This window comes from Caulobacter sp. P1_D6 (assembly GCF_056406095.1).
Genome location: NZ_JBFUAW010000002.1, coordinates 107716 through 129990 on the forward strand (window position 1 = coordinate 107716; position 22275 = coordinate 129990).

A 22275-nucleotide genomic window follows, 5' to 3' on the forward strand; every position below is an offset into this window, starting at 1 on the left:
TATCGCCAGCTCTTGTTGCGCCAGCTCCACAGGCGCGCGATGTTGCGCCTTCGGCGACACCGTCGCCTCGCGGAACCTCACCGGAGAACTCGGGGTTCCACCTTCAGCGCAGCACTTCCAGGACATGTCGGACTTAATGCCATCTCGTCGCTTGATCGACCTCGACCAGGCCACGCGCTTCCAGCTGCTGATCGACGCGGTCAAGGACTACGCCATCTACCTGCTCGACGCCGAGGGGCGCGTCGCGACCTGGAACACCGGCGCCCAGCTGTTCAAGGGCTACACGGCCGACGAGATCATCGGCCGGCATTTCTCGACCTTCTACACCGAGGAAGACCGCAAGATCGGCATGCCCGAGCGCGCCTTGCGCACCGCCGCCGAAACCGGCCGATTCGAGGCCGAGGGCTGGCGGGTGCGCAAGGACGGCACGCGCTTCTGGACCCACGTGGTGATCGATCCCGTGATCGATGGCGGCGAGGTGGTCGGCTACGCCAAGATCACCCGCGACGTCTCGGAACGGCGCGCGACCGACCAGGCGCTGTACGAGAGCGAGCAGCGCTTCCGGCTCCTGGTCGAGGGCGTCAAGGACTACGCCATCTACATGCTCGACCCGGACGGCAAGGTCACCAACTGGAACGCCGGCGCGGAGGCGATCAAGGGCTACACCGCCGGCGAGATCGTCGGCCGGCATTTCTCGCTGTTCTACACGCCCGAGGACCGCGAAGCCGGCGCTCCGGCCAGGGCCCTGGCCACGGCGCTGCGCGAGGGCAAGTTCTCCGGCGAGGCCCAGCGCGTACGCAAGAACGGCGAGCGGTTCTGGGCCAACGTCCTGATCGATCCGATCCACGACGACACCGGCCGGTTGCTGGGCTTCGCCAAGGTGACCCGCGACATCACCGAGAGACGCCAGGCCGAGGAGGAGCTCGAGCGCTCGCGCGAAGCCCTGGTCCAGGCCCAGAAGATGGAGGCGATCGGCCGTCTGACCGGCGGCGTCGCCCACGACTTCAACAACCTGCTGACCGTCATCCGCGCCTCGGCCGACTTCCTGCGCCGGCCCGGCCTGCCCGAGGAAAAGCGCACCCGCTACATCGAGGCGATCGCCGAGACCGCCGAGCGCGCCGCCACCCTGACCGGTCAGCTTCTGGCCTTCGCCCGACGCCAGCCCCTGCAGCCCGAGATCTTCGACGTCTGCGCGCGCCTGCGGGGCCTGCATCGGATCATCGGCAGCACGATCGGCTCGTCGGTGACCATCGAGACCGACCTGCCCGAAGCCGAACACGTCGTCGAGGCCGATCCCAGCCAGTTCGACACCGCGGTCCTCAACATGGTCATCAACGCCCGAGACGCCATGCCCCGCGGCGGGACGATCAAGATCCGCGCCCGGAATGTCGACCGCGTTCCAGCGGTTCGCGGCCACGCCGCCGCGAGCGGGGCGTTCATCGCCGTCGACATCGCCGACAACGGCACGGGAATGACGCCGGATACGCTGAAGAAGATCTTCGAGCCGTTCTTCACCACCAAGCCCGTCGACAAGGGCACGGGGCTGGGACTGAGTCAGGTCTACGGCTTCGCCAAACAGTCGCGGGGCGAGATCGACGTCGCGAGCCAGGAGGACGTCGGTACGACCTTCACGCTCTATCTGCCCAGCGCCAACGGCCAGGCCCTGACCACCTCCGTCCCCGCCGCCGCGCTGATCGACCTGTCGACGGTGCCCCGGCGTCGCGTCCTGCTGGTGGAGGACAACGAGGGCGTCGGCAAGTTCGCCGCCGGCCTGCTCAAGGAACTGGGCCAGACCGTCACCTGGGTCGGCGACGGACAGGCCGCGCTCAAGCAACTGGGCGAGAATCCGGACGCGTTCGACCTGGTGTTCTCCGACGTGGTCATGCCCGGCATCAGCGGGCTGGAGCTGGCCCAGCTGATCCGGCATCGGTGGCCGCAGCTGCAGATCGTGCTGACCAGCGGCTATAGCCACGTCATCGTCGAGCAAGGCGCCGGGGGTTTCCCACTCGTGCGCAAGCCTTATTCGATCGACGGGCTGCTGACGATCCTGGCGTCGAAACCGAACTAGCGCGGATAGCCGCCGACATCCTTCTCGTCGTCGATCACCCGGCCGGTTCCGTGGCGCACGTCCTGGACGATCCGGCGGTCGACGGCGTCGCGGTCCCAGGGCCGCGCGCCGGCGTTCAGCAGGACCTTGGCCTCGACCCGCCAGGCGGGGATCGCCTCCAGGCCCTCGGGCCACACCGGCGGCTTGTCGAGCAGGTTGATCTTCGGCAGAGGCTCGGCGGGGATGACGCGCGAAGGCGGCATGGGGCGGCCGTCGGCGTAGTTGGCCAGGTTGTCGTGCGCATAGAGGTCCAGGTCCCCCTGCCCCTCGACGATAAGGAACGGCAGCCGCAGGTCGGTGGACGCCCCGCCCTTGACCACGTTGCCGACCAGGGCCAGGCGCCCGTTGCGCCAGGTGTGGCCCGTCCATTCCGAGGCGTTGAGCGCGTAGTGCATGGCGCGCGTGCCCGGGTCGTAGATCAGGTTGTTGGCCGACACCGCCTCGACCGCGCCCTTGAACAGCTGGTTGCGCTCGCGGTTGTGCGCATAGAGATTGCCGACGATCAGCACCTGGGTGGCGTTGTCGTGGATCAGGCTGCCCTTGGAGTGCTCGCCCTTGACGTGGCTGGCGTTCGACAGGCCCTCGGCGACGATGTTGTTGCTGAAGGTGATCCGGCGCGAGGTCCCTTCCTGCCAGCCCTTGGGGTCCTCGCCGCCCGTGAAGCGCGGGCCCGAGGCCGAAAGATTCTCGTCGGTGGCCCAGCTGATCGAGCAGTGGTCGACGATGACGTCACGAGCCTTCCAGCAGGTGATGCCGTCGACCTCCCAGCCGCTGCGCGCCGGGGCCCCGTCGCGACCCGCGCGCACCCGCAGGTGGCGGATGATCACGTCGTGGGTCTCGATGGCCAGGCTGCCCTTGATCAGGGTCACGCCCGGCGACGGGGCGGTCTCGCCGGCGATGGTCAGGAAGGGCTCGACGATCTTGATGCTCTTGCGCCCCAGGTCGACGACGCCCGCAACGTCGAACACCACGGTGCGCGGGCCCTTGGCGGTGACGGCGGCACGGAACGAGCCCGGACCGTCGGCGGCCAGGGTCGTCACCCGGATGACCTGCCCGCCGTCGCCGCCGGGCGTGCCGGCCGCCCAGCCCAGGCGCTCGAACGCACCCGGCTTGGGCGCCGCCGCGATCGCGCCAAAGGCCGGCAGCGCCAGGGCGCTTCCCAGCAGCATCGCCCGCCGATCGATCCCGATGGCTTGGTCCTTCATCTCAGCCTCCCTCACGATCCGCGCGCCAGCCAGTCGACCGCGTTGGCCAGCCAGCGCCGCTGCAGCGGACCGGCCATGTCGGGCAGACGGTGCACCAGAACCCGCATGCCGTCCTTGCGCGCGATGAAGCTGGCCGCGCCGTTCTTGCGATCGTGGTCGCGGCTGTAGGCGGCGATCACCTCGACGCCTGTTCCGTCGACGACCAGCCCGTTGGACGGCTGCCCCTCGACCTGGTGCAGCACGCTCATGCCCATGTCGACCGGCAGGCCGGCGAAGGTGGAATGGGCGCGGACATAGTTCCAGTTGCCCATCCAGGGGGCGCGCAGGCCGCCGACCTGGCCGGCGTAGTCGAACAGGCCCAGGCCCGACAGCTGCTTGGCGACGCCCTCGGCCAGGCCGTCCTCCTGCACCATGGCCAGCAGCGGCGCGCCGGCCTTGACCGCCGCCAGGACCTCGGGCGGCAGGTCGCCCAGGACCACGACGGGCTTGTCGCCCTTCTTGGGCTGGGCCTCCAGGCCGGTCTGTTCGCCGACCTGACGGCGCACGATCTCGTCGCTCTTCAGGCCTGAGGCGATGATCCCGTCGTAGCGGACGCCCGGCTTGAAGTCCTCGACGACGACGCCCGGCACGGCCGCCAGTTGGTCGCGCAGGCTGCGGGCGATGCCCGAGACGCCGATCCGCGCGGGCTTGGCCGGCTTCGGCGCCGGTCCGGTCACCCAGATCTCGCGGTCCGAGACGACGTCGCCCAGGGCGATGCGGATCACGTTCAGCCCTTCGCGCCGCAGCGCCGGGGTCCGCACGCTCTCGGCCACCAGGTAGCTGAAGACGTCGGGCGACTGCCCCGCCGGGACTGGCCACCGGCCCAGGGCCTCGACGCTTCCGTCCGGCCCGACCAGGCTGAGCGCCATCTCGCCCGACACGGCCTTGCCGGTGTCGTTGAGCAGATAGAGGTCCAGCTCGGCGCTGTCCCCCGCCGCATAGGCCCGGGCACGGGGCTTGGCGATCGCCAGCACCGGCCGCAGGCTCTGGCTCATCAGGGCCGGATCGGCCTTGAAGCCGCGCAGCACGTCGACGATGCCGGAATGGTTCTCGATCGCCGTGCTCTCCCAGCCGGAAATGGCGGCGACGTCGACGCTGTCGCCGATCCGGATGTTCTCCAGATACTCGCGCCAAGCCTCGTAGGCCTTGCGGCCGATCGACAGGAACAGGCTTTCGCTGGTCGGGAACGCCTTGTTGAATCCCCAGCGCTCCAGATAGCCGTTGGTCGGCGCGACCACGGCCTTGTGGTCCTCCAGGTCGTAGCTCTTGCCGCCCTTGGCCAGGATCTCGACCAGCATGGCCGCGTGGTTGTCGGCGACCGCGCAGCCCTGCATCTCGCCGAACTCGACGATGAACGGCTTGCCGGTCTGGCGGTGAATGTACTCGTCCTTGCCCGCGTAGAACTTGTCGTACCACTGATCGCCGGCGCCCTGATGGTTGACCCACCAGCCGCCCCATTCCTCGACGTCCGAGCGGTAGTAGCGGTCGTCATAGGGCAGGCACATGGCCTGGGCCGCGCCGCGCGCCACGAAGCCGTCGTTGAGGATCACCGCCCGGCTGGGGTCCACGTCGTGGATCGCCTTCAGCACCGCCTGGACGTCGGGATTGGCGAGGTTCGCGCCGATCTCGTTCTGCAAGGTGTACTGGACCAGCGACGGGTGCGAGCGGAAAGCCCGGGCCATGGCCCTGCACTTCTCGACCATGAAGTCGCGGCTGAACGTGTCGGCGGGCGACAGGCTCTCGCCGGGCTTGAGGTCCTTGCCGATGGCGTGGCGACCGCCGCCGGGCTCCATCACCCGCAACAGGCCCATCTCGTCCATCGCCGTGAAGACCTCGGGCTTGCCGACGTTGCGGTGGAAGTGCAGCGCGTTGAGGCCCAGGGTCTTGGCCGAGGTCACCTCGCGGCGCGCCAGCTCCGGCGTCGGCCACAGGCCGTTGAAGCCCCAATAGCCCCAGGAGATCGCCGAATAGAGCCGCACCCGCCGGCCGTTCAGGCGCAGCATCGCGTCGGTCCCGACGCCATCGACGCCGAACCAGCGGAAGCCGAAGCGAACCTCGCGCGTGTCGACCGCGTCCTTGCGCTCGGTCCAGCGGAACCGCAGGCGATAGAGTTCGGGCGTCTCCAGGTCCCAGAGCTTGGCGCTCGGCGCCGCCAGGCTGAACCGGACCCGCACGCGCGTGGCGTCGATCCCCTCCAGCGCTTCCAGGCGGACCTCGGCCGGGATCAGGCGGCCCGTGCGGTCGTCGACCAGCTCCAGCCCCGCCTTGGCGCGCAGGCCGGCCAGCTTGGCGGCCGCGACCGGCTTGTCGAGCACGAGCTCCATGAAGCCTGTCACCCGCCGGGCGTCGGGCGTGTTCAGCACCCAGGCGTCGTCGATCCGGGCCGACAGCGGGTGGACGCTCAGGGCCAGGCCGCGATCCAGGCCGCCGAAGCCGTGCGAGGCGAACAACTTGGCCTTGCCCCACATCATGGTGGTGCTGTCACGCCAGTCGAAGCGGCCGCCCGGATTGGTGATGCGGACCGCCAGGCGGTTGGCTTGGCCCGGTCGCATGGCGGCGGTCAGGTCGCAGTTGATCGGCAGCTCCGACATGATCGAATAGCCGACCAGCTGCTCGTTCAGGAACACCTCGGCCCGCAGGCGCGCGCCGCGGATGTTCAGCATCACCCGCTTGCCCTTGGCGGAGGCGGGAATGTCGATCGCCTTGGACCACCAGGAGACGCCCTTGTAGGCGCCGTATTGCGGCACGTCGTCGTCCTCGGCGTAGCGGTATTCGTCCGCGCCGTAGGGCCGCGTGCCGAACTTGCCCCACAGGTGCTGCTCGACCGTGGTCGGCAGGTCCACGCGCAGGGCGTCGCCCGAGCCCAGGCTGGCCCAGCCGCCGGTCGGCGGATTGACCGGCAGGGCCTTCAGGTCGAACGCCCCGGGCAGGTGGATGGCGTCGTCCTTCCAGGGCGCCGCCTGGTCGATCCACAGGCTCCAGCCCTCGTCGGCGATGGCCAGCGGATCGGTTTCGGCGGAATTCGCCAGGGCCGGCGCCAGACTGGCGGCCACGCCCAGGCCGCCGGCGGCCAGGAAGCTTCGTCGGTCTACGCGCATGGTCCGGCTCACGGGGCTTGAACTTCAATCAGGTCTTGAAACAGGGCTCTCACGGACGCCATCCGTCGGGGCCGGCCAGGAACACGTCGCGGCTCCAGGCCTTGGCCTCGTCGGCGGTCAGCTGGCGGCTGCGCGGCTCGCGGGTCTTGGGGCTGGCCCCCTGCCCCGTCGAGGCGAACTCGGCGTAGGTCGCCGTGCCCAGGGTGTCGGTCTTGCCCGGCGTCCATTCGCGCCAGCCTTCCGGATGCAGGGCCGCGTCGATGCGGGTGCGCATGAAGATCACGGTGGCGTAGGCCCGCCAGGCGCGGCCGAACCACAGCTCGCCCACCTTCGGGTCGGCGGTGATCCGGCAGCGGTCGAAGACATAGGCGCTGTCCTGTTCCGGCTTGGACTTGCTCTGGGCCGTGATCATCACGGTCTCGTGGGCGATGCCGTGGATGTGGCAACGGTCGAAGAAAGCCTTGGCGTCGCCGAAGATGAAGTCGACATGGCCCTCGACGTAGCAATCCTTGAAGTACTGCCGGCTTGGGGCGGTCTTCTTGCTGGCGGCGTAGAGGGTGTCCTGGGCGCCCAGCAGGCGCACCTTTTCCAGCACCGCGCGGTCGGCGGTGATGGCCAGGGCCACGGCCTGGGACGGGCGGGCGTCCTTCAGGTGATAGTCGTTCTGGATGGTCAGGTTGCGGGCCCGGAAGCCGTCGCCCGACACGTTGACCGAGGCCGACTTGAACGTGCCGCCGGCGGTGATCGCCCCGTCGCTCCAGACCAGCAACACGTCCTGCGGCCGCTTGCCCTTGCCGATCAGGCGGACGTTCGGCTTGGCGACGGTCAGCTTCTCGCGATACTCGCCGGGCGCCAGCTCCAGGGTCCCTCCGTCGGCCGGCAGGGCGTCGACGGCGGCCTGGACGCTGGCGTAGGCTCCGCCCTTTCCGACCCGCAGGGTCGTTGCCTGGGCGTCCAGGCCGAGCATCAGGGCCGCCAGCCCGCAAACGATAGCGATCAGTCGGGTCACGCTCAGGCTCTCCGTAGTATGCCGTCGCGCGCCGTCAGGCGGACGCGCTGGCCCTTCTTGATGTCGAGGTCGATGGCCGAAGCCCCGTAGCGCACGTGATGGCGACCGTCGGCGGCGGCGGTGAACACCGCCGTCTCCAGCTGGCCGCGCGACCAGATCACGTCGACGCCGACCGCGCCCCGGGCCCGCAGGCCGGTCAGGCGTCCGGTCGGCCAGGCCGACGGCAGGGCCGGCAGCAGCAGGATCTGATCGTTGCGGCTCTGCAGGATCATCTCGGTCATGCCCGAGGTCCCGCCGAAATTGCCGTCGATCTGGAACGGCGGGTGGGCGTCGAACATGTTGGGATAGGTCCGCTCGGGGCCCAGCAGCAGCGACAGGATCTTGTGAGCCCGGTCGCCGTCGCCCAGCCGCGACCACAGGTTCAGCCGCCAGGCGATGGCCCAGCCGGTCGAGATGTCGCCCCGGGTGTTCAGCGAGACCTTGGCGGCGTCAGCCAGCTTGGGCGTGGTGTCGATAGCGATCTGGTCGCTGGGGAACACACCGTACAGATGCGAGACGTGGCGGTGATGGATGTCGGTCGCGTCGGCGTCCCAGTCCTCCTGCCACTCCTGCAGCTGGCCGTCCTTGCCGACTTTGTAGGGGGCCAGTTTCTCGCGCGCGGTCGCCAGCTGGGCGCTGAACTCGACGTCGGTTCCCAAGATGGCGGCGGCCTTGATGCAGGCGGTGAACAGGTCGCGGATGATCGCCTGGTCCATGGTCGGACCGGCCACCAGGGACGAGCCGTGGCCGTGGCTGTTCTCCGGCGAGATCGACGGGTTGGTCACCAGCTTGCCGGACTTGGGATCGACCACCAGGGCGTCCAGGAAGAACAGCGCCGAGCCGCGCATCAGCGGATAGACGTCGGCCAGATAGGCGCGGTCGCGATTGTAGTCGTAGTGGTCCCACAGGTGCTTGCAGAGCCAGGCCCCACCGGTGGGCCAGACCCCGAACTTGGCGCCGTCGATCGGTCCGCTGGCCCGCCACAGGTCGGTGTTGTGGTGGGTGACCCAGCCTCGGGCGTCGTACATCACCTTGGCCGTGCGGGCGCCGGTGACCGACAGGTCGCGAACCATCTCGATCAGCGGCTTGACGCACTCGGCCAGGCCCGTCGGCTCGGCCGGCCAGTAGTTCATCTCGGTGTTGATGTTGATCGTGTACTTGCCGCCCCAGGGCGGCGAGGTCTTGTCGTTCCAGATCCCCTGCAGGTTGGCGGCCTGGCCGCCGGGACGCGAGCAGGCGATCAGCAGGTAGCGGCCGTACTGGTAGTACAGCGCCGCCAGGGCCGGATCGTCGGTGGTCTGCGAGACCTTGATGCGCTCGTCGGTCGGCTTCAGCGCGGCCGTGGTGGTCCCGAAGTCGACGCCGACCCGCCGGAACAGGGCCCGATGATCGTTCTGGTGACTGGCCAGCAGGGCCTGCCACCGCTTGGTCGAGGCCTTGGCCAGCACCGCGCGGTTGATCGCCGTCGGATCCCCGCCCACGTCGTCGAAGCGGCGGTAGCTGGTGGCGGCGGCGATCAGCAGCAGCACTTCATCGGCGCCCGCGACCGACAGCACGCCGTCCTTGGCGCTCAGGGTCCCGCCCTTGTTGAGCACCCGCACGCGGCACTCGAACTTCAGCTGGGCGGCGATCCCCTGCTGGGTGTCGTTGGCGCCGGACAGGACCAGGGTGTCGCCCCCCTCGACGCTCGCGACGGGCTTGGATTTCAGCGGGCTTTCGAAGTTCAGGTCGACCGCGATCGCCCTGCCCTTGTCGGCGCTGAGCCGTACGGCGATCACCCGGTCGGGATAGCTGCCGATGACCTGACGGGTGTAGCCGGTTCCGCCGACCTTGAAGCGGGTCGTGGCGATGGCGCCGTCCAGGTCCAGGTCGCGGACATAGTCCGTCGGCTGACCATCGAGACCTGGGAAGGTCAGCTTCAGGTCGCCGATCGTCTGGTACGACATCTGGCGCTTGGGCGTGGCCATGAAGCGGGCGTCGGCCATCTCGGTCGCCTTGGCGTAGTCGCCGGCGTCGATCAGCGCCCGGATCTCCGGCAGGGCCTTCAGCGCCTCGGGATTGGCCGGGTCATAGGGGCCGCCCGCCCACAGGGTGTCTTCGTTCAGCTGCAGCCGTTCGGTCGCGACGCCGCCGAACACCATCGCGCCCATGCGGCCCGAACCGACCGGAAGCGCTTCGACCCACTCGTTGGCCGGTTGGCGATACCAGAGGCGCAACGGCGAGGTCGGCGCGGCCGCCCGGGCTTGCGCGAAGCCGCCGGTCGCGGCTCCGGCCGCCAGGGCCAGCGTGGTTCCCAAAGTCGTTCTACGGGTCAGCCGCATGGCGAGGTCCTCGGGACGCGAAACTACGGGATCAGGAACCGGCGCAGGGCCGGCACGGCCTTGGCCAGGTCGGTGGTGACGATGGTGGCGAAATAGTCGGCGCCCGTCTCGCCCAGGTGCGTGTAGTCGAACGACAGCTTGGCCTGGCCCATCGGCTCGACGGCGGCGTTGTTCTGGGCGGTCGGAGCAACCCCGGCCGCCGGTGCGCCAGCCGTCCCGGGCGCCGGCGTGCTGGCCGCGATCGTCGTGCCCGTCCTGGCCGCTTCAAGCACGTGGGCGGGCGGCGGGTACTGGGCGAAGCGGGTGGCCTCGGCCGCGCCCATGGCCTGGACCGCCGCGTAGCTGTCGGCGTGCAGGTCGACCAGCGGCGCGCCCGTCTCGGCGGCGACCTTGCGCGTCGCCTCGGCCCAGGGGGCCAGGTCGTCGACCAGCTTGCCGTCCTTGAACTGACGCCGGGTCAGCGGGGTGACCAGCACCGGCTTGCCGCCGGCGGCGCGGATCTCTTCGACATAGGCCTTCAGATTGGCCGGAAACTCGGTGGCCAGGTCCGTCGACCGGCCGGGCTTGCCGGGCTGGTCGTTGTGACCGAACTGGACCAGCACATAGGTGTCGTTGAAGCCGCCCGACTTGATCTCGTTCAGCGCCAAGGCCCACGATCCCTCCGTCCGGTAGTTGCCGCTGCTGCGCCCGCCCCGGGCCAGGTTGATGCAGGCGGCGAACGAGGTCACGTGCTTGGCGCAGAAGCTGGGGCCCCAGCCGCCCTGCACCGCCGTGGTGGAGTCGCCCACCAGCACGATCTTGATCGCGTTGAAGTGCGGCGGCGGATTGGGAACGGGCGTCTGAGCCTGGGCGCCCGAAGCGGCGATCAGAGCCGCCATGCAGGATCCGAGAAGAAGGGCTGTGAAACGCATCCGTCGTCTCCGGACTCGGTACTGGAGAAAGGCGGCGGACAGCCGGGAAGGCCAGCTGTCCGCCTAAGTCACCGCGGGAGGCGGCTTAGCAACCGAGGATCGCCCGCTCGCCGCGCGAGCCGACGCTCTCGGGTCGGCCGCGGCCGATCCGGTGCGAACACCGGCCGGCCGCGCGCCGAAGGGGCTAGTACTTGTAGCGAACGCCGATCCGGTAGTTCGGACCCGCGCCGCCGTACGACGCGATGACCGGGTCAGAGTAGGCGTACCGTTCGGACATCTCGTTGGTGATGTTCAGCGCCTCGAACGTGATGCTGACCTGCTTGATCGGCTGGTAGCGCATCGAGAAGTCGACGTTCATGGTCGACTTGGCGCCGGCGAACTCGTTGATCAGCGGGCTGTCGCAGGCCGCGCCGCTCGACTGCAGGCCCGGATCGCAGTTGCCCGCGGTGAGCGGATAAGTCGTGTTGTACTCGCTGCGATAAGCCGTGGAGACGCGGGCGTTGAACCTCTCGGTCTCGTAGTAGAGCGTGAAGTTTAGGCCCTCGGGCGAAGAGCCCAGCCACGGCGCCTTGCCATAGACGGGCGCCTTGGTGACCGCGCCGGTCGTGGCGTTCACCGAGCCCGGATCCAGGATGTAGGTCAGCTCGGTGTCCAGCTTGGTGGCGTTGAACTGGACGCCCAGGTTCTTGAAGTACCAGGGCAGGAAGGTCAGATCCTGCTGGTAGTTGAACTCCCAGCCCTGCAGGACGCCGCCCGGCGCGTCGCGAACCTGACGGGCGAGGAAGGGGTTGTTGGCGTCGATATAGGCGCGGCGGAAGACGTCGCCGCCGGTCGCGCCGGGGAAGCCCAGCTTCAGCGCTTCGATCGCATCGGGGTCGAGGAATTCCGACAGCGGCGCTTCGTAGAAGATCGTCTGCGGATACGAAGAGATGTCCTTGCGGAAATAGCCCAGGCTGATCAGGCCGCCCGGCATGAAGTACCATTCGGCCGCCACGTCGTAGGCCTTGCCGCGGAACGGCGACAGCTTGGGATTGCCCACCGTCAGCGTGCCGCCGGTGCTCGAACCGTCGCTGGGGACGCTGATGCCGGTCACGGCCGGCGACAGGTTGCCCAGCAGCGGACGGGCCATGACCTTGGCGGCGGCTGCGCGGATGTAGAAGTTATGGAAGGCCTCGAACGTCACGTTGCCCGACGGCAGCGTGTCGTCATAGCTGTTGTCGCCGTAGATCGGCCGGCCGGCGGTGGTTTCGCCTTGGGCGTTCACCTCGGTATGGGCCTGACGGACGCCGACGTTGCCGGACAGACGGCGGCCGTCCAGGACGTCGTAGTTGAAGTTGAACTGGGCGTAGTAGGCCAGGTTCTCTTCGGTCACGCCGAACGAGGCGGAACGGTTGCGCTTCCGGGTGATGCGGTAGTCGCCGTACTTGTTGATGCAGTTGCAGGTGAAGCCGAAGACGTTGTCGAAGGCTTCCATGTCGGGCGCCCAGAAGCTGGTGGTCGTACCGGCCGGCGCATTCAGGCCCTGGCCGACATCGACGACCTGGCCCAACGACGCGATGCTGACGCCGGCCTCCTTCTCGGTGGGGTTCAGCAGGTCGTTGTTGCGTTCGAACTGGTTGGTGGTGAACTCGAACCTGCGGCCGGTGCTGCCGAACTGGACCGACCAGTTGTCGTCCAGTTCGTAGGTGAAGTCCGCCTTCAGGCCCTTGTAGGTGTTGACCGTCTCGCGCACGTAATTGCGCATGCCGGAGAAACCCTTGATGATCCCCCACTTCTTGGGATCCGCGGCGTTGAAGCCGGCGTCGAACCGGGGCATGCCGCTGGCGCCGCGCTCGTCGAAGATGAACGGCTCCTGGGCGTCCATGTAGTTGAACTCGACCAGGGTGCCCTGGTTCTTGTTCGTCGACTCCGACATGCCGCCGCTGAATTCAGCGCGGAAGCGGTCGCTGAACTCGTGCGTCAGGTTCAGCGACACCTGGCGGAAGTCGGTCGTGTAGGCGCCGCGGTCGGCGTACGAGCGCCAGTCGATGTTGCCCAGCTTCAGATACTCGGCGTTCTGGCCCACGACCTCGGCGTCGAGCAGCTTGACCGACGGGCGGCCGATCAGGTCGCCGCGGAACGGCAGCGAGGCGGCCGGTCCGGCGTAACCGGGCGACGCCGGGTTGGTGTAGTACTCGTACGGATCGAGGTTGTAGGGCGTGTAGCTGAAGCTGTAGCCGGGCAGCGGCGTGGTCCCGTACAGCGACTGGCCGCAATCCTGACCGGGGTTCAGCTCCGTTTCGTCGGCGAAGGTGCAGGTCCCCGGATAGAGCGCCCGGCGTTGGGCATCCGTCATGGCCGAACCATTGCGCGCGGTCGCCGTGGGCACGTTGCCCCCATACGAATAGCTGGCGTTGGTGTTGTTGCGGTTCAGGCCAACCGGCGAGAGGCCGTAGTTGGTCGTGGTGCTCTCGAAGCGCGAATACAGCGCGTCGACCGTCAGGCGGGTGCGTTCGCTGATCTGCACCTGGAACGCGGCGGTCAGGCCCAGGCGTTCGGTGTCGACGTCCTTCTGGGTCAGCGACGGCAGGGCCGGGAAGCGGACCAGGGAGTCGTTGCAGCCCGGCGACGTCGCGGTCACCCCCGCCACCGGTTGCCCCACCGCGGCGGCGCAGTTCGGATAGAGCTTGGCGTAGGCGGCCGGATCCGAGCCGGTCATCTCGGCGTAGGCGGCCGCATTGGCCATCGGATTGTAGTAGTTGGCCGGATTCGCCTTGTAGGCGGTCAACGCTGCGCCCGTCAGGGTGGTGGGGATCAGGGCCGTGAACACCGTGCCGGTCGGCGCGGCGAAGCCGGCGCGGCCGGGCAGTTCGTCGCCGGTCCAGGTCGAGCCACGATAGGTGTAGTCGGACGAGCCGGCGCCGCGCGCATAGGTGTCGTCCACGGACTTGCGCTTGGCGTAGGCGCCCGAGACCAGCAGGCCGACCTTGCCGTCGAACCAGCGATCCGACGCCAGCACGGTGAAGCGCGGGCTGTGGGTCTTGCCGTTCTCGTAATAGGAGTCCTCGGCCGAGGCGGCGAAGGCGGAGCCCTTATAGTCGAAGGGCTTGCCCGTATAGAGATCGACCGTCGCGCCCAGCGAACCTTCGTCGGCGGCGGCCGACGATGACTTGCTCACCCGCACCGAGCTGAAGAGCTCCGAGGCGAAGGCGTTGAAGTCGAAGGCCCGCGAACGGTTGGGGCTGGAGCCGGCGTCGTTGCTGGCGCCGGTGGACAGCGCCTCCATGTTGTTGACCCGCACCCGGCTGAAGTCGCCGCTCAGGCCGCGCACGCTGATCGTGCGCCCTTCGCCGTTGTCGCGGTCGATCGAGATGCCGGGCAGGCGCTGCAGGGACTCGGCCAGGTTCGAGTCCGGGAAGTCGGCGATGTCCTCGGCGTTGATGGCGTCGAGCATGACGTCCGAGGTCTTCTTGGTCTCCATCGCGCTGCGCAGCGAGGCGCGATAGCCCGTGACGACGACCTCTTCGATCACATTGGTTTCGGCGGAGGCGGTCTGAGTGTTCTGGGCCTGGGCGGCGGTCGCCGCGAGGCCGATCGAAAATCCGGCGGTGAGCGCCGCCGTCAGCGCCAGGCGCGACGAGTTTCGCAGCAAGGCGCAGGTGTACGGATGCGTGGACTTGGTCATGGACTTCCCTCCCCAGTTAGTCCCGGCGGTTCGAGAGCCGCCTTTTCACCCGGCCTTATGTCACCGGTGTCATTAGGATAGACACGGCAATAACCTGGAGAAAAGAGGAAAAGTTAGCGGTATCATGGGAAAAATGACGAATATTATTCCCCTTCTCGGACATGCAAGAAACGACGATTTCGACATGCCGATCCGCACAAGAAAGTTCGCCTCCCCCGCATTTTTTTCAGTTTCGGTTGATCGCGGACCCGTTCCCTCTCATCGTCGCGGCCTCAAGAAAAAGACCGACGTGACTGGGGAGCACCGGTGTTCGAGGCGAAGACGCCCAAGCTTCGAATCGTCAGGCCAAGCAGCGTCGGGCCGGATGTCGCGGGGTCGAACGGCGCCGGGAGAGGCCGGTGGCGCGACCGCCCGTCCTACTCGGCGACCTACGCCCGCGAATGGCGCGACCTGTGCGCTTTCCTGCGCGCGCGGTTCGGCCCGGGGCCGCCCGACCCGGAGGACGTGGCCCAGCAGGCCTTCTTCAAGTTGGGCGAGATGGAAGGCGCCGAGCGGCTCGAAAGCCCCCGGGCCTTCGTGTTCCGCGTGGCGATCAACCTGATGCTGGACGAACGCCGCAGCATGGCGCGGGTCAGCCGCACTCTCGACGCCTCGGCGCCGCTGCTGGCGATCGACAGCGAGGAGACGCCCGACCTGGAGCGCACCCTGATCGCCAAGCAGCAGATGGGCCTGCTCGAACAGGTCGTGCAGGGCCTGCCCGACCGGCACCGTCAATACCTGCTGGCCAACCGGCTGGAAGGCCAGAGCTTCGTGGCGATCGCCGAACGCTTCGGCGTCTCGCAATCGCTCGTCCGCAAGACCGTCGAGGAAGCGCTGGCCGTCTGCCAGCGCGCCCTGATCCATGGAACCGCCGATTATCGAGGACTGTCGCGTGAACGAAGCCGTCGATCCTGACTCGCCGATCGGCCAGACCGCCCGCGCCTGGGCCCTGGCGGTGGTGGGCGAGGACTTCCCGCCCGAGCGGTCGCGGCTGCTGGGCGCGTGGCTGGACGCCGACCCGCAGCACCGTCGCGCCTATGAACAGGCCGAGGGCGTGGTCCTGATGCTGGGCGGGCTGAGCGCCTCGCCGCTCGCCGAGCCCGTCGGGCGTCCGATCGCGCGCCCGGCCGTGCCCCAGGCTAGGCAGTGGCGCGCCCCGGCCATGGCGGCCGGCGGACTGCTGGCGGCCTGCCTGGCGATCGCCGTCTTCGCCCTCCCCGCCCCGACCTACGAGACCCAACCGGGCGAAACCCGCCAGATCGCCCTGAGCGACGGCAGCCAAGTCACCCTGGCCCCGGCCTCGCGCCTGAAGGCCGCCTCGCGCTGGCGTCCGCGCGCCCTGTCGCTGGAACGCGGCGAAGCCTTCTTCGTCGTCGCCCACCAGGAGGGCCATCCGTTCACGGTCCAGGCCGGCGACGCGATGGTCCGGGTGATCGGCACGCGCTTCAACGTCCATCACGGCGCCGACCAGGACGTCCGGGTCGAGGTCGAGCAGGGCGTGGTCCAGGTCTCGGACGGCGGCCGGGATCGCGCGGTCACCCTGCGGGCCGGCCAGACGGCGGTCGCCGACGCGCGCGGCCTGAGCGTCGGCGTGCTGGCCCGGTCGGACCTGGCGGGCGGCTGGCGCCAAGGCCGCCTGGCCTATGACGACGCGCCCCTTGCCGAGGTCGTCGCCGATCTCAACCGCTACAGCCAGCGCCCGCTGACGATCGATTCCGCCGCCACGGGCCGTCTGAAGGTCACRGCCGCCTTCGACGTCGCCCAGGCCGACCGCTTCGTCGCCGAGCTGCCGCGCGTGCTGCCCGTGCGCCTGACCTTGGACGGCCGCGGCGGCCGGATCCTCGTCGCCGCCGATCCGAAACGCGCGCCGGAGCCTCATGCCCGGTAAGACCCGCGTCGGCGCGCGCGGTCTTGGCCTGGTCACCGTTGCGGCGACGCTGGTCCCCGGCCTGACGCCGACGGTGGTCCAAGCCGCGCCGACCCGGGTCGTCGATCTGCCCGCCCAACCTCTTTCGACCGCCCTGCTGGCCCTGTCGCGCCAGACGGGGGCGATCATCATCGCGCCGGCCGGCCTGGTCCGGGGACGAACGGCCCCGGCGGTGCGCGGCCGCCTGGAACCGGCCGAGGCGGTGCGGCGCCTGCTGCGCGGCTCGGGCCTGGACCTGTCGGTCAGCGCCGACGGGGTCATCAGCATCCGGGCGCCCGCGCCCCTCCCCGCGATCGCCCCGCCCCGCCCCCGGCTCCTGCCCCCGGAGGACAGCGAGCCCGCTGCCTTGAGCACGGTCCAGGTCGTCGCGCGCGACACCGGCAGCGAGGCCCTGCGGATGAAGCGCCTGTCCGCCGAGAGCAGCGACATCCTGTTGGGCGACGATCTGCGCAGCCTGGCCGATCCAGGCTTGGGCAGCGCCATGCAGCAGCTGCCCGGCGTGGCCGTGACCAGCGACGGCGGCGAGGGCCGGCAGGTCAGCGTGCGCGGGGTCGGCAGCGAGTTCACCCGCGTGCGCATCAACGGCATGGAGACCCTGGCGACATTCGGCGGCTCGAACGCCGGCGGCGGAACCAATCGCGGCCGGGCCTTCGACTTCAACGTCTTCGCGGCCGACCTCTTCAACCAGATCCGCGTGCAGAAGACCCCGTCGGCCGATATCGACGAGGGCTCCCTAGGCGCGACCGTCGACCTGCAGACCCGCTCGCCCCTGGACGGCCCGCGCTCCAGGGTCCAGCTGACGGTCGAGGGCGCCTACAGTTTCGGAAGCCGCAAGGCGGTCCCGCGCGTCTCGGCGATCCTGTCGCGCCGCACCCAGGACGATCGGTTCGGGGTGCTGATCTCGGGCGCCTATTCGGAGCGGATGGTCGACGATGTCGGCACCAACGCCGGGCAGTGGCAAGCCGGCGCCACGGTCTATCCCGGCTTCGGAAGCGCCGCCCCGGGCGGGCCGGACCTGGCGACGCTGAACGCCGCCCTGCACCCTCGCATCCCCCGTCTGGAAGCGTTCCGCATTGAGCAGAAGCGCCTGGGCCTGACCGGCAGCCTGAAATGGCGACCGTCCGAGCGCACCGACGTCGCGCTGGACGTCCTCTATTCCGAACTGTCCTCGGAGCGACGCGAGGACCTGCTGGAGAGCTTCACCTTCCGCACGGCGGGAGCCTGTCGCGCGCCGATCAATCCCGACTGCGGCCTGGCCGCCGTGCGGGTGAACAACGCCACGATCATCACGCCCAGGCCGGGCCTGCCGGTGTTGATCGCCGGGAGGTTCGACAATGTCGACGTCCGCACGGAGTCGCGGTTCGACCGGCTCGAGACCATTTTCCGCCAGACCACCCTGTCGGTCAGCCAGCGTCTTTCGGATCGGCTGACGCTGAAGGCCCTGGCGGGCTACAGCCGCTCCGATTTCAGCAATCCGCTGCAGACCACCGCCCAACTGGACCAGTACGACGTCCAGGGCTTCGCCTACGACTTCAGCGATCGTCGGCGGCCGCTGATCGACTTCGGTTCGGCCGACTTGGCCAGCCCGGCGAACTGGACCCTGGCCGAGCTTCGGTCCGAACCCAACTGGGTCGACAACAGCTTCAAGACCGCCGGCCTCGACCTGGAATGGACGCCGTGGGACAGCCTGACCCTGCGCGGCGGGATGCAGCACAAGATCTACCGTACCGACGCTGTCGCCATGGCGCGGTCGGACGGCTCGATCGCCAACCTCAACGCCGACATCCCGGCCGCCCTCGCGGCGATCGCGCCTTCCGCCTATCTGCGCCAGGCCTGGTCCAATCGCTTCACCACCGCCGCCGGCACGCCCGACGCCTGGCTGGCGCCCGACGTCGCCACCGCCGCCGCCCTTTTCCGGGCCGCCTGCTGGTCCAGCGCCTGCGAGACGCTGGAGCTGGGCCCCGAACCGCTTCTGGGCCTCAACTACGCGGTCGAGGAACACGATACTTCCGCCTATCTGCAGGCGGCCTTCACGCTGTCCGCGCCTTGGTCGCCGCGCGGCGATTTCGGCTTGCGCTACGCCCACACCCGCCAGGCGTCGCGGGGCTTCACCACCGATCCGGACGCGCCGGGGTTCGTGGCCCCGATCTCGGCGACCCGGGATTATGACGATCTGCTGCCCTCGTTGAACCTGGCCTTCGAGCCGCGCGACGACCTGGTGCTGCGGTTCGCCGCCGCGCGGGTGATGGCGCGGCCCGACCTGCGCAGCCTGCGTCCCGGCGTCAACGTCTCGACCGGCGGCCTGCGGGCCGTTTCGGCGGGCGATGCGTTCCTGCGTCCCGCGCGAGCCGACACCCTGGATACCGCCGTCGAGTGGTACTTCGCCCCCGGCGCGGTCCTGTCGGCCGCGTTCTTCCACAAGACCATCCATTCCGCCGTCCAGGTCACCGCCACCGCGCCTTCGGTGTTCTCGGCCAATCCGTTCGGCCTGCCCGACAGCGTGGCGACGGCGGCGTGCGGGCGCCTGCCGGGATGCGCGCCGGACCTGCCGATCTGGCAGTTTCTGACACGGACCGACGAAGGCGGGGGTCATCTGGACGGGCTGGAACTGGCGCTGCAGGCGCCATTGGACCTGGCCTCGCCGGCCTTGCGGGGCTGGAACGTCCGCGCCGGCGTGACCTACAGCCGCTCGCGCATGCGGTTCTGGAACCTGCAGGGCGAGCCGTTCATCGCCCACGACAGCCTGGGCTCGCCCCGCATCGTGGGAACGATCACCACCGCCTATCGCCGCAACGGCCTGGACGTGCGCGCGACCCTGTCGCATCGCGGCCGCTATCTGACCGCCATCCCCGCCCCGACCGGCGCCGACGTCGACGGCGTCAACGCCTACACCAACCTGGACCTCTCGGCCCGCTATCGGGTCGCGCCCGGATGGTGGGTGACCGCGGCGGGCGGCAACCTGCTGAACACGGCCAGTCGCCAGTTCTCCGACACCAGCGACCTGGCCAACTACCAGCACCACACCGGCCGGGAGTTCCGTCTCGGCCTGGAGATGCGGTTCTAGCCGGCCTCAAGCCTTCGGGGCCGCGCCCATGGACTGCCGCTGGATCAGGTCCAAGCCGATCGGCCTGTGGGGCTGGGCGGCGGTCCGGTCTTCGATCATGGCCAGCAGCGTCTCGGTCGCCAGCCGGGCCATCTCGGTCAGCGGACGGCGGATCGTCGTCAGGGCCGGAGTGATCATCGCGGCGAGATCGCTGCCGTCGAACCCGGCCACCGACAGCTGGTCCGGCACCTGGACGCCGCGCTCGCGGGCCGCCTTGAGCACGGCGGCGGCCATGATGTCGTTGCAGGCGAAGATCGCGGTCGGCGGCTGGTCGAGGGACAGCAGCGCCTCGGCGGCGGCCAGGCCGCTCTCGAACCCGTAGTCGCCCTTCTGGAGGTAGGCCTGCGGCATCGGCTCGGGCAGCGCCGCCAGGAAGCCGGCCTTGCGCTCCTGGGCCGAGCGGAAGTGGGGCGGCCCCTCGATCAGGGCGATCCGGCGGTGGCCCAGCTCGACCAGGCGCCGGCCCAGCTCGAACGTCGCGGCCCGCTCGTCGCTGACCAGCATGCAGGGATATTCCGGCAGCGACACCGAGGCGATGCCCACCGACGGTACGCCCAGCTGGGTCAGGCGCGCGGGGATCGCGGCGATTTCGGAGGTGGGCGGCAGGACGATCAGCCCGTCCACCCGCGAGCGCCGCACGAAGCTTTCGACGTCGGCCGCGACCTCGGGGTCGCCGAACCGCACGGGGTGGACCACCAGTTCATAGCCGTGCCGCGAGCAGGTCTCGACGATGCCGCGCTGCAGGGCGCTGATCACGTGGGCGTTGGGATCGTCCTGCACCACCGCGATCAGGAACGAGCGTCCCGAGGCCAGGGCGCGGGCGCGGATGCTGGGGCTGTAGCCGAGCCGCGCGATGGTCTCCAGGACCGTCTTGCGGGTCTCGTCGCCGACATTGGGGGCCTTGTTGAGGACCCGCGACACGGTGCGAATCGAAACGCCCGCCGCCAGGGCCACGTCGTCGATCGTCACCGACAGCGCCGCGCCGATTTCGCCTTGAGCCACCGAAACCCTCCCGTTTCCCACGATATGACATAGCGCGCCTGTGACAGCGTTGCCAGCGCTAGCATCTGTCGTGCCAGCGCTGGCAAATTGAATGCTACCGGTACCAATTTCATTTGACACCCTTGGTCGCCGAATGTTTCCTGCCTGCAACGGGCCTGCGGAAGACAGGCTTTCAAGAGGGGGCGCTCAGGATGAGACTGGATCGAAGAGGCCTCGTGTTCGCGGGTCTGGCCGGCGCGTCGGCGCTGTCCGCCGGCTCCGCGAGCGCCCAGCCCAAGCCGACCGACCCGACGGCCCACTGGTTCAACATCCGTGATTTCGGCGCCGTCGGCGACGGCGCGGCCATCGACTCCCCCGCCATCAACAAGGCCATCGACGCCGCCGCGTCGCACGGCGGCGGGGTGGTGCATTTCCCGCCCGGGACCTACGCCTGCTACACCCTGCGCCTGAAGAGCCAGGTCACCCTGCACCTGGGCGAAGGCGCGATCCTGTTGGCCGCCGCCCCGACCGGCGTGGCGCCGAACGGCTATGACGACCCGGGCGCGGGCGCCGGCAACGCCTATCAGGACTACGGCCACAGCCACTGGACCAACAGCCTGATCTTCGGCGAGGGCCTGCACGACATCGCCATCGTCGGGACCGGCCTGATCTGGGGCAAGGGCCTGACCCGCGGCCACCGCTTCCCCGACGATCCGCCGGACGTCAGCGGCCCCGGAGTCGGCGACAAGGCCATCGCCCTGAAGAACTGCCGCAACGTGCTGCTCCGCGACTTCAAGGTCCTGCAAGGCGGCTGGTTCGCCCTGCTGGCCACCGGCGTCGACAATCTGATTATCGATAGTCTGATCGTCGACACCAACCGCGACGGCCTGGACATCGATTGCTGCCGCAACGTGCGAGTCACCAACTGCACGATCAACTCGCCGTGGGACGACGGCATCTGCCCCAAGAGCTCATTCGCCCTGGGCTATGCGCGGCCGACCGAGAACCTGACGATCTCCGACTGCCTGCTGACCGGCAACTACGAGATGGGCTCGGTGATCGACGGCACGTGGAAGACCATGCCGCCGGGCTTCCACGGCTATGGCCGCATCAAGCTGGGCACGGAGTCGAACGGCGGCTTCAAGAACGTCACGATCACCAACTGCGTGTTCGACCATTGCTACGGCATCGCGCTGGAGACGATGGACGGGGCGCTGACCGAAGACATCGCCATCAGCAACATCACCATGCGCGGCCTGGGCTTCCCGCCCCTGTTCCTGCGCCTGGGCAGCCGCATGCGCGGCCCGGCCGGGATCCCGGTGGGCAAGCTGCGGCGCATCACGATCCAGAACATCGTCAGCCACGGCGCCACGCCGCAGCCGTCGATCATCGCGGGCGTGGCCGGCCACCCTGTCGAGGACGTCAAGATCAGCGACGTCTACTTCCACCAACTGGGCGGCGGCTCGGCCGAGTTGGCCAGGCGACAGCCGCCCGAGGCCGACAAGGCCTATCCGGATCCGGACATGTTCGGAGACCTGCCCGCCACCGGCTTCTTCATCCGCCACGCCCGCAACATCGAGATGAGCAACATCGAGATCGTGACCGAGGCGGCGGACGCCCGGCCCGCCTTCTGGATGCGGGACGTCCAGGACATCGACCTCTTCCGACTCCGCCTGCCCAAGGCTCCGTCCACCTTCATGCTGGACCAGGTCACGGGCTTCCGGAGCTTCGGCAGCCGCTGGCTCGAGGACCGTCGCTTCGACGGGACGGTCAGCCAGACTTTCTAAAACTCACTGCGCGCAACGAGCGGCCCAAAGAGCCGCCTCAGGAGG

The 22275-nt window shown here is 69.2% G+C and carries 12 protein-coding genes; 5 read left to right on the forward strand and 7 right to left on the reverse strand.

Features of this window, described 5'->3' with window-relative positions; genetic code table 11:
- Positions 1–136: 136 nt before the first annotated feature.
- Positions 137–2068, forward strand: coding sequence for a hybrid sensor histidine kinase/response regulator (locus AC1DYP_RS01305; protein ID WP_477044793.1), 1932 nt, complete (start codon positions 137–139; stop codon positions 2066–2068).
- Here AC1DYP_RS01305 and AC1DYP_RS01310 read toward each other — a convergent pair.
- The 6 genes from AC1DYP_RS01310 to AC1DYP_RS01335 form a co-directional block, all read right to left on the reverse strand.
- Positions 2065–3312, reverse strand: coding sequence for a pectate lyase family protein (locus tag AC1DYP_RS01310; protein ID WP_477044794.1), 1248 nt, complete (start codon positions 3310–3312; stop codon positions 2065–2067). The two genes, AC1DYP_RS01305 and AC1DYP_RS01310, sit on opposite strands and share 4 nt — an antisense overlap.
- An 11-nt stretch (positions 3313–3323) precedes the next feature.
- Positions 3324–6449 carry a glycoside hydrolase family 2 TIM barrel-domain containing protein gene (locus AC1DYP_RS01315; protein WP_477044795.1) on the reverse strand — a complete coding sequence of 1042 codons (3126 nt, stop codon included), beginning with the start codon at positions 6447–6449 and terminating at the stop codon, positions 3324–3326.
- 49 nt (positions 6450–6498) lie between these two features.
- Positions 6499–7458 carry a pectinesterase family protein gene (locus AC1DYP_RS01320; protein ID WP_477044796.1) on the reverse strand — a complete coding sequence of 320 codons (960 nt, stop codon included), beginning with the start codon at positions 7456–7458 and terminating at the stop codon, positions 6499–6501.
- Between the two features lie 2 nt (positions 7459–7460).
- Positions 7461–9818, reverse strand: a complete 2358-nt coding sequence (locus tag AC1DYP_RS01325) for a glycoside hydrolase family 95 protein (RefSeq protein WP_477044797.1) — start codon at positions 9816–9818, stop codon at positions 7461–7463.
- Between the two features lie 23 nt (positions 9819–9841).
- On the reverse strand, positions 9842–10696 hold the full coding sequence (locus tag AC1DYP_RS01330) for a rhamnogalacturonan acetylesterase (RefSeq protein ID WP_477044798.1): 855 nt from the start codon (positions 10694–10696) through the stop codon (positions 9842–9844).
- A gap of 217 nt (positions 10697–10913) precedes the next feature.
- Positions 10914–14393, reverse strand: coding sequence for a TonB-dependent receptor domain-containing protein (locus AC1DYP_RS01335; protein WP_477044799.1), 3480 nt, complete (start codon positions 14391–14393; stop codon positions 10914–10916).
- Positions 14394–14699: 306 nt separating this feature from the next.
- Between AC1DYP_RS01335 and AC1DYP_RS01340 the strand changes: the two genes are divergently transcribed.
- Genes AC1DYP_RS01340 through AC1DYP_RS01350 form a run of 3 tightly spaced genes read left to right on the forward strand, consistent with a single transcriptional unit; the run spans position 14700 to position 19423 of the window.
- On the forward strand, positions 14700–15347 hold the full coding sequence (locus tag AC1DYP_RS01340) for an RNA polymerase sigma factor (RefSeq protein ID WP_477044800.1): 648 nt from the start codon (positions 14700–14702) through the stop codon (positions 15345–15347).
- The gene (locus tag AC1DYP_RS01345; RefSeq protein ID WP_477044801.1) at positions 15325–16320 is read left to right on the forward strand and encodes a FecR family protein; all 996 of its coding nucleotides are present in this window, start codon (positions 15325–15327) and stop codon (positions 16318–16320) included. The genes AC1DYP_RS01340 and AC1DYP_RS01345 overlap by 23 nt, the downstream gene beginning before the upstream one ends.
- Entirely contained in the window at positions 16310–19423 is a 3114-nt protein-coding gene (locus tag AC1DYP_RS01350) for a TonB-dependent receptor (RefSeq protein WP_477044802.1), read from the forward strand. Before AC1DYP_RS01345 ends, AC1DYP_RS01350 begins: the two co-directional genes overlap by 11 nt.
- 6 nt (positions 19424–19429) lie before the next feature.
- On the opposite strand, the gene AC1DYP_RS01355 is transcribed toward AC1DYP_RS01350, so the two are convergent.
- Positions 19430–20464: a LacI family DNA-binding transcriptional regulator gene (locus AC1DYP_RS01355; RefSeq protein ID WP_477044803.1), complete on the reverse strand. Its 1035-nt coding sequence runs from the start codon at positions 20462–20464 to the stop codon at positions 19430–19432.
- A 215-nt stretch (positions 20465–20679) separates the two neighbouring features.
- Here AC1DYP_RS01355 and AC1DYP_RS01360 point away from each other — a divergent pair, with 215 nt between their 5' ends.
- On the forward strand, positions 20680–22230 hold the full coding sequence (locus AC1DYP_RS01360; RefSeq protein WP_477044804.1) for a rhamnogalacturonidase: 1551 nt from the start codon (positions 20680–20682) through the stop codon (positions 22228–22230).
- Positions 22231–22275: the final 45 nt, after the last annotated feature.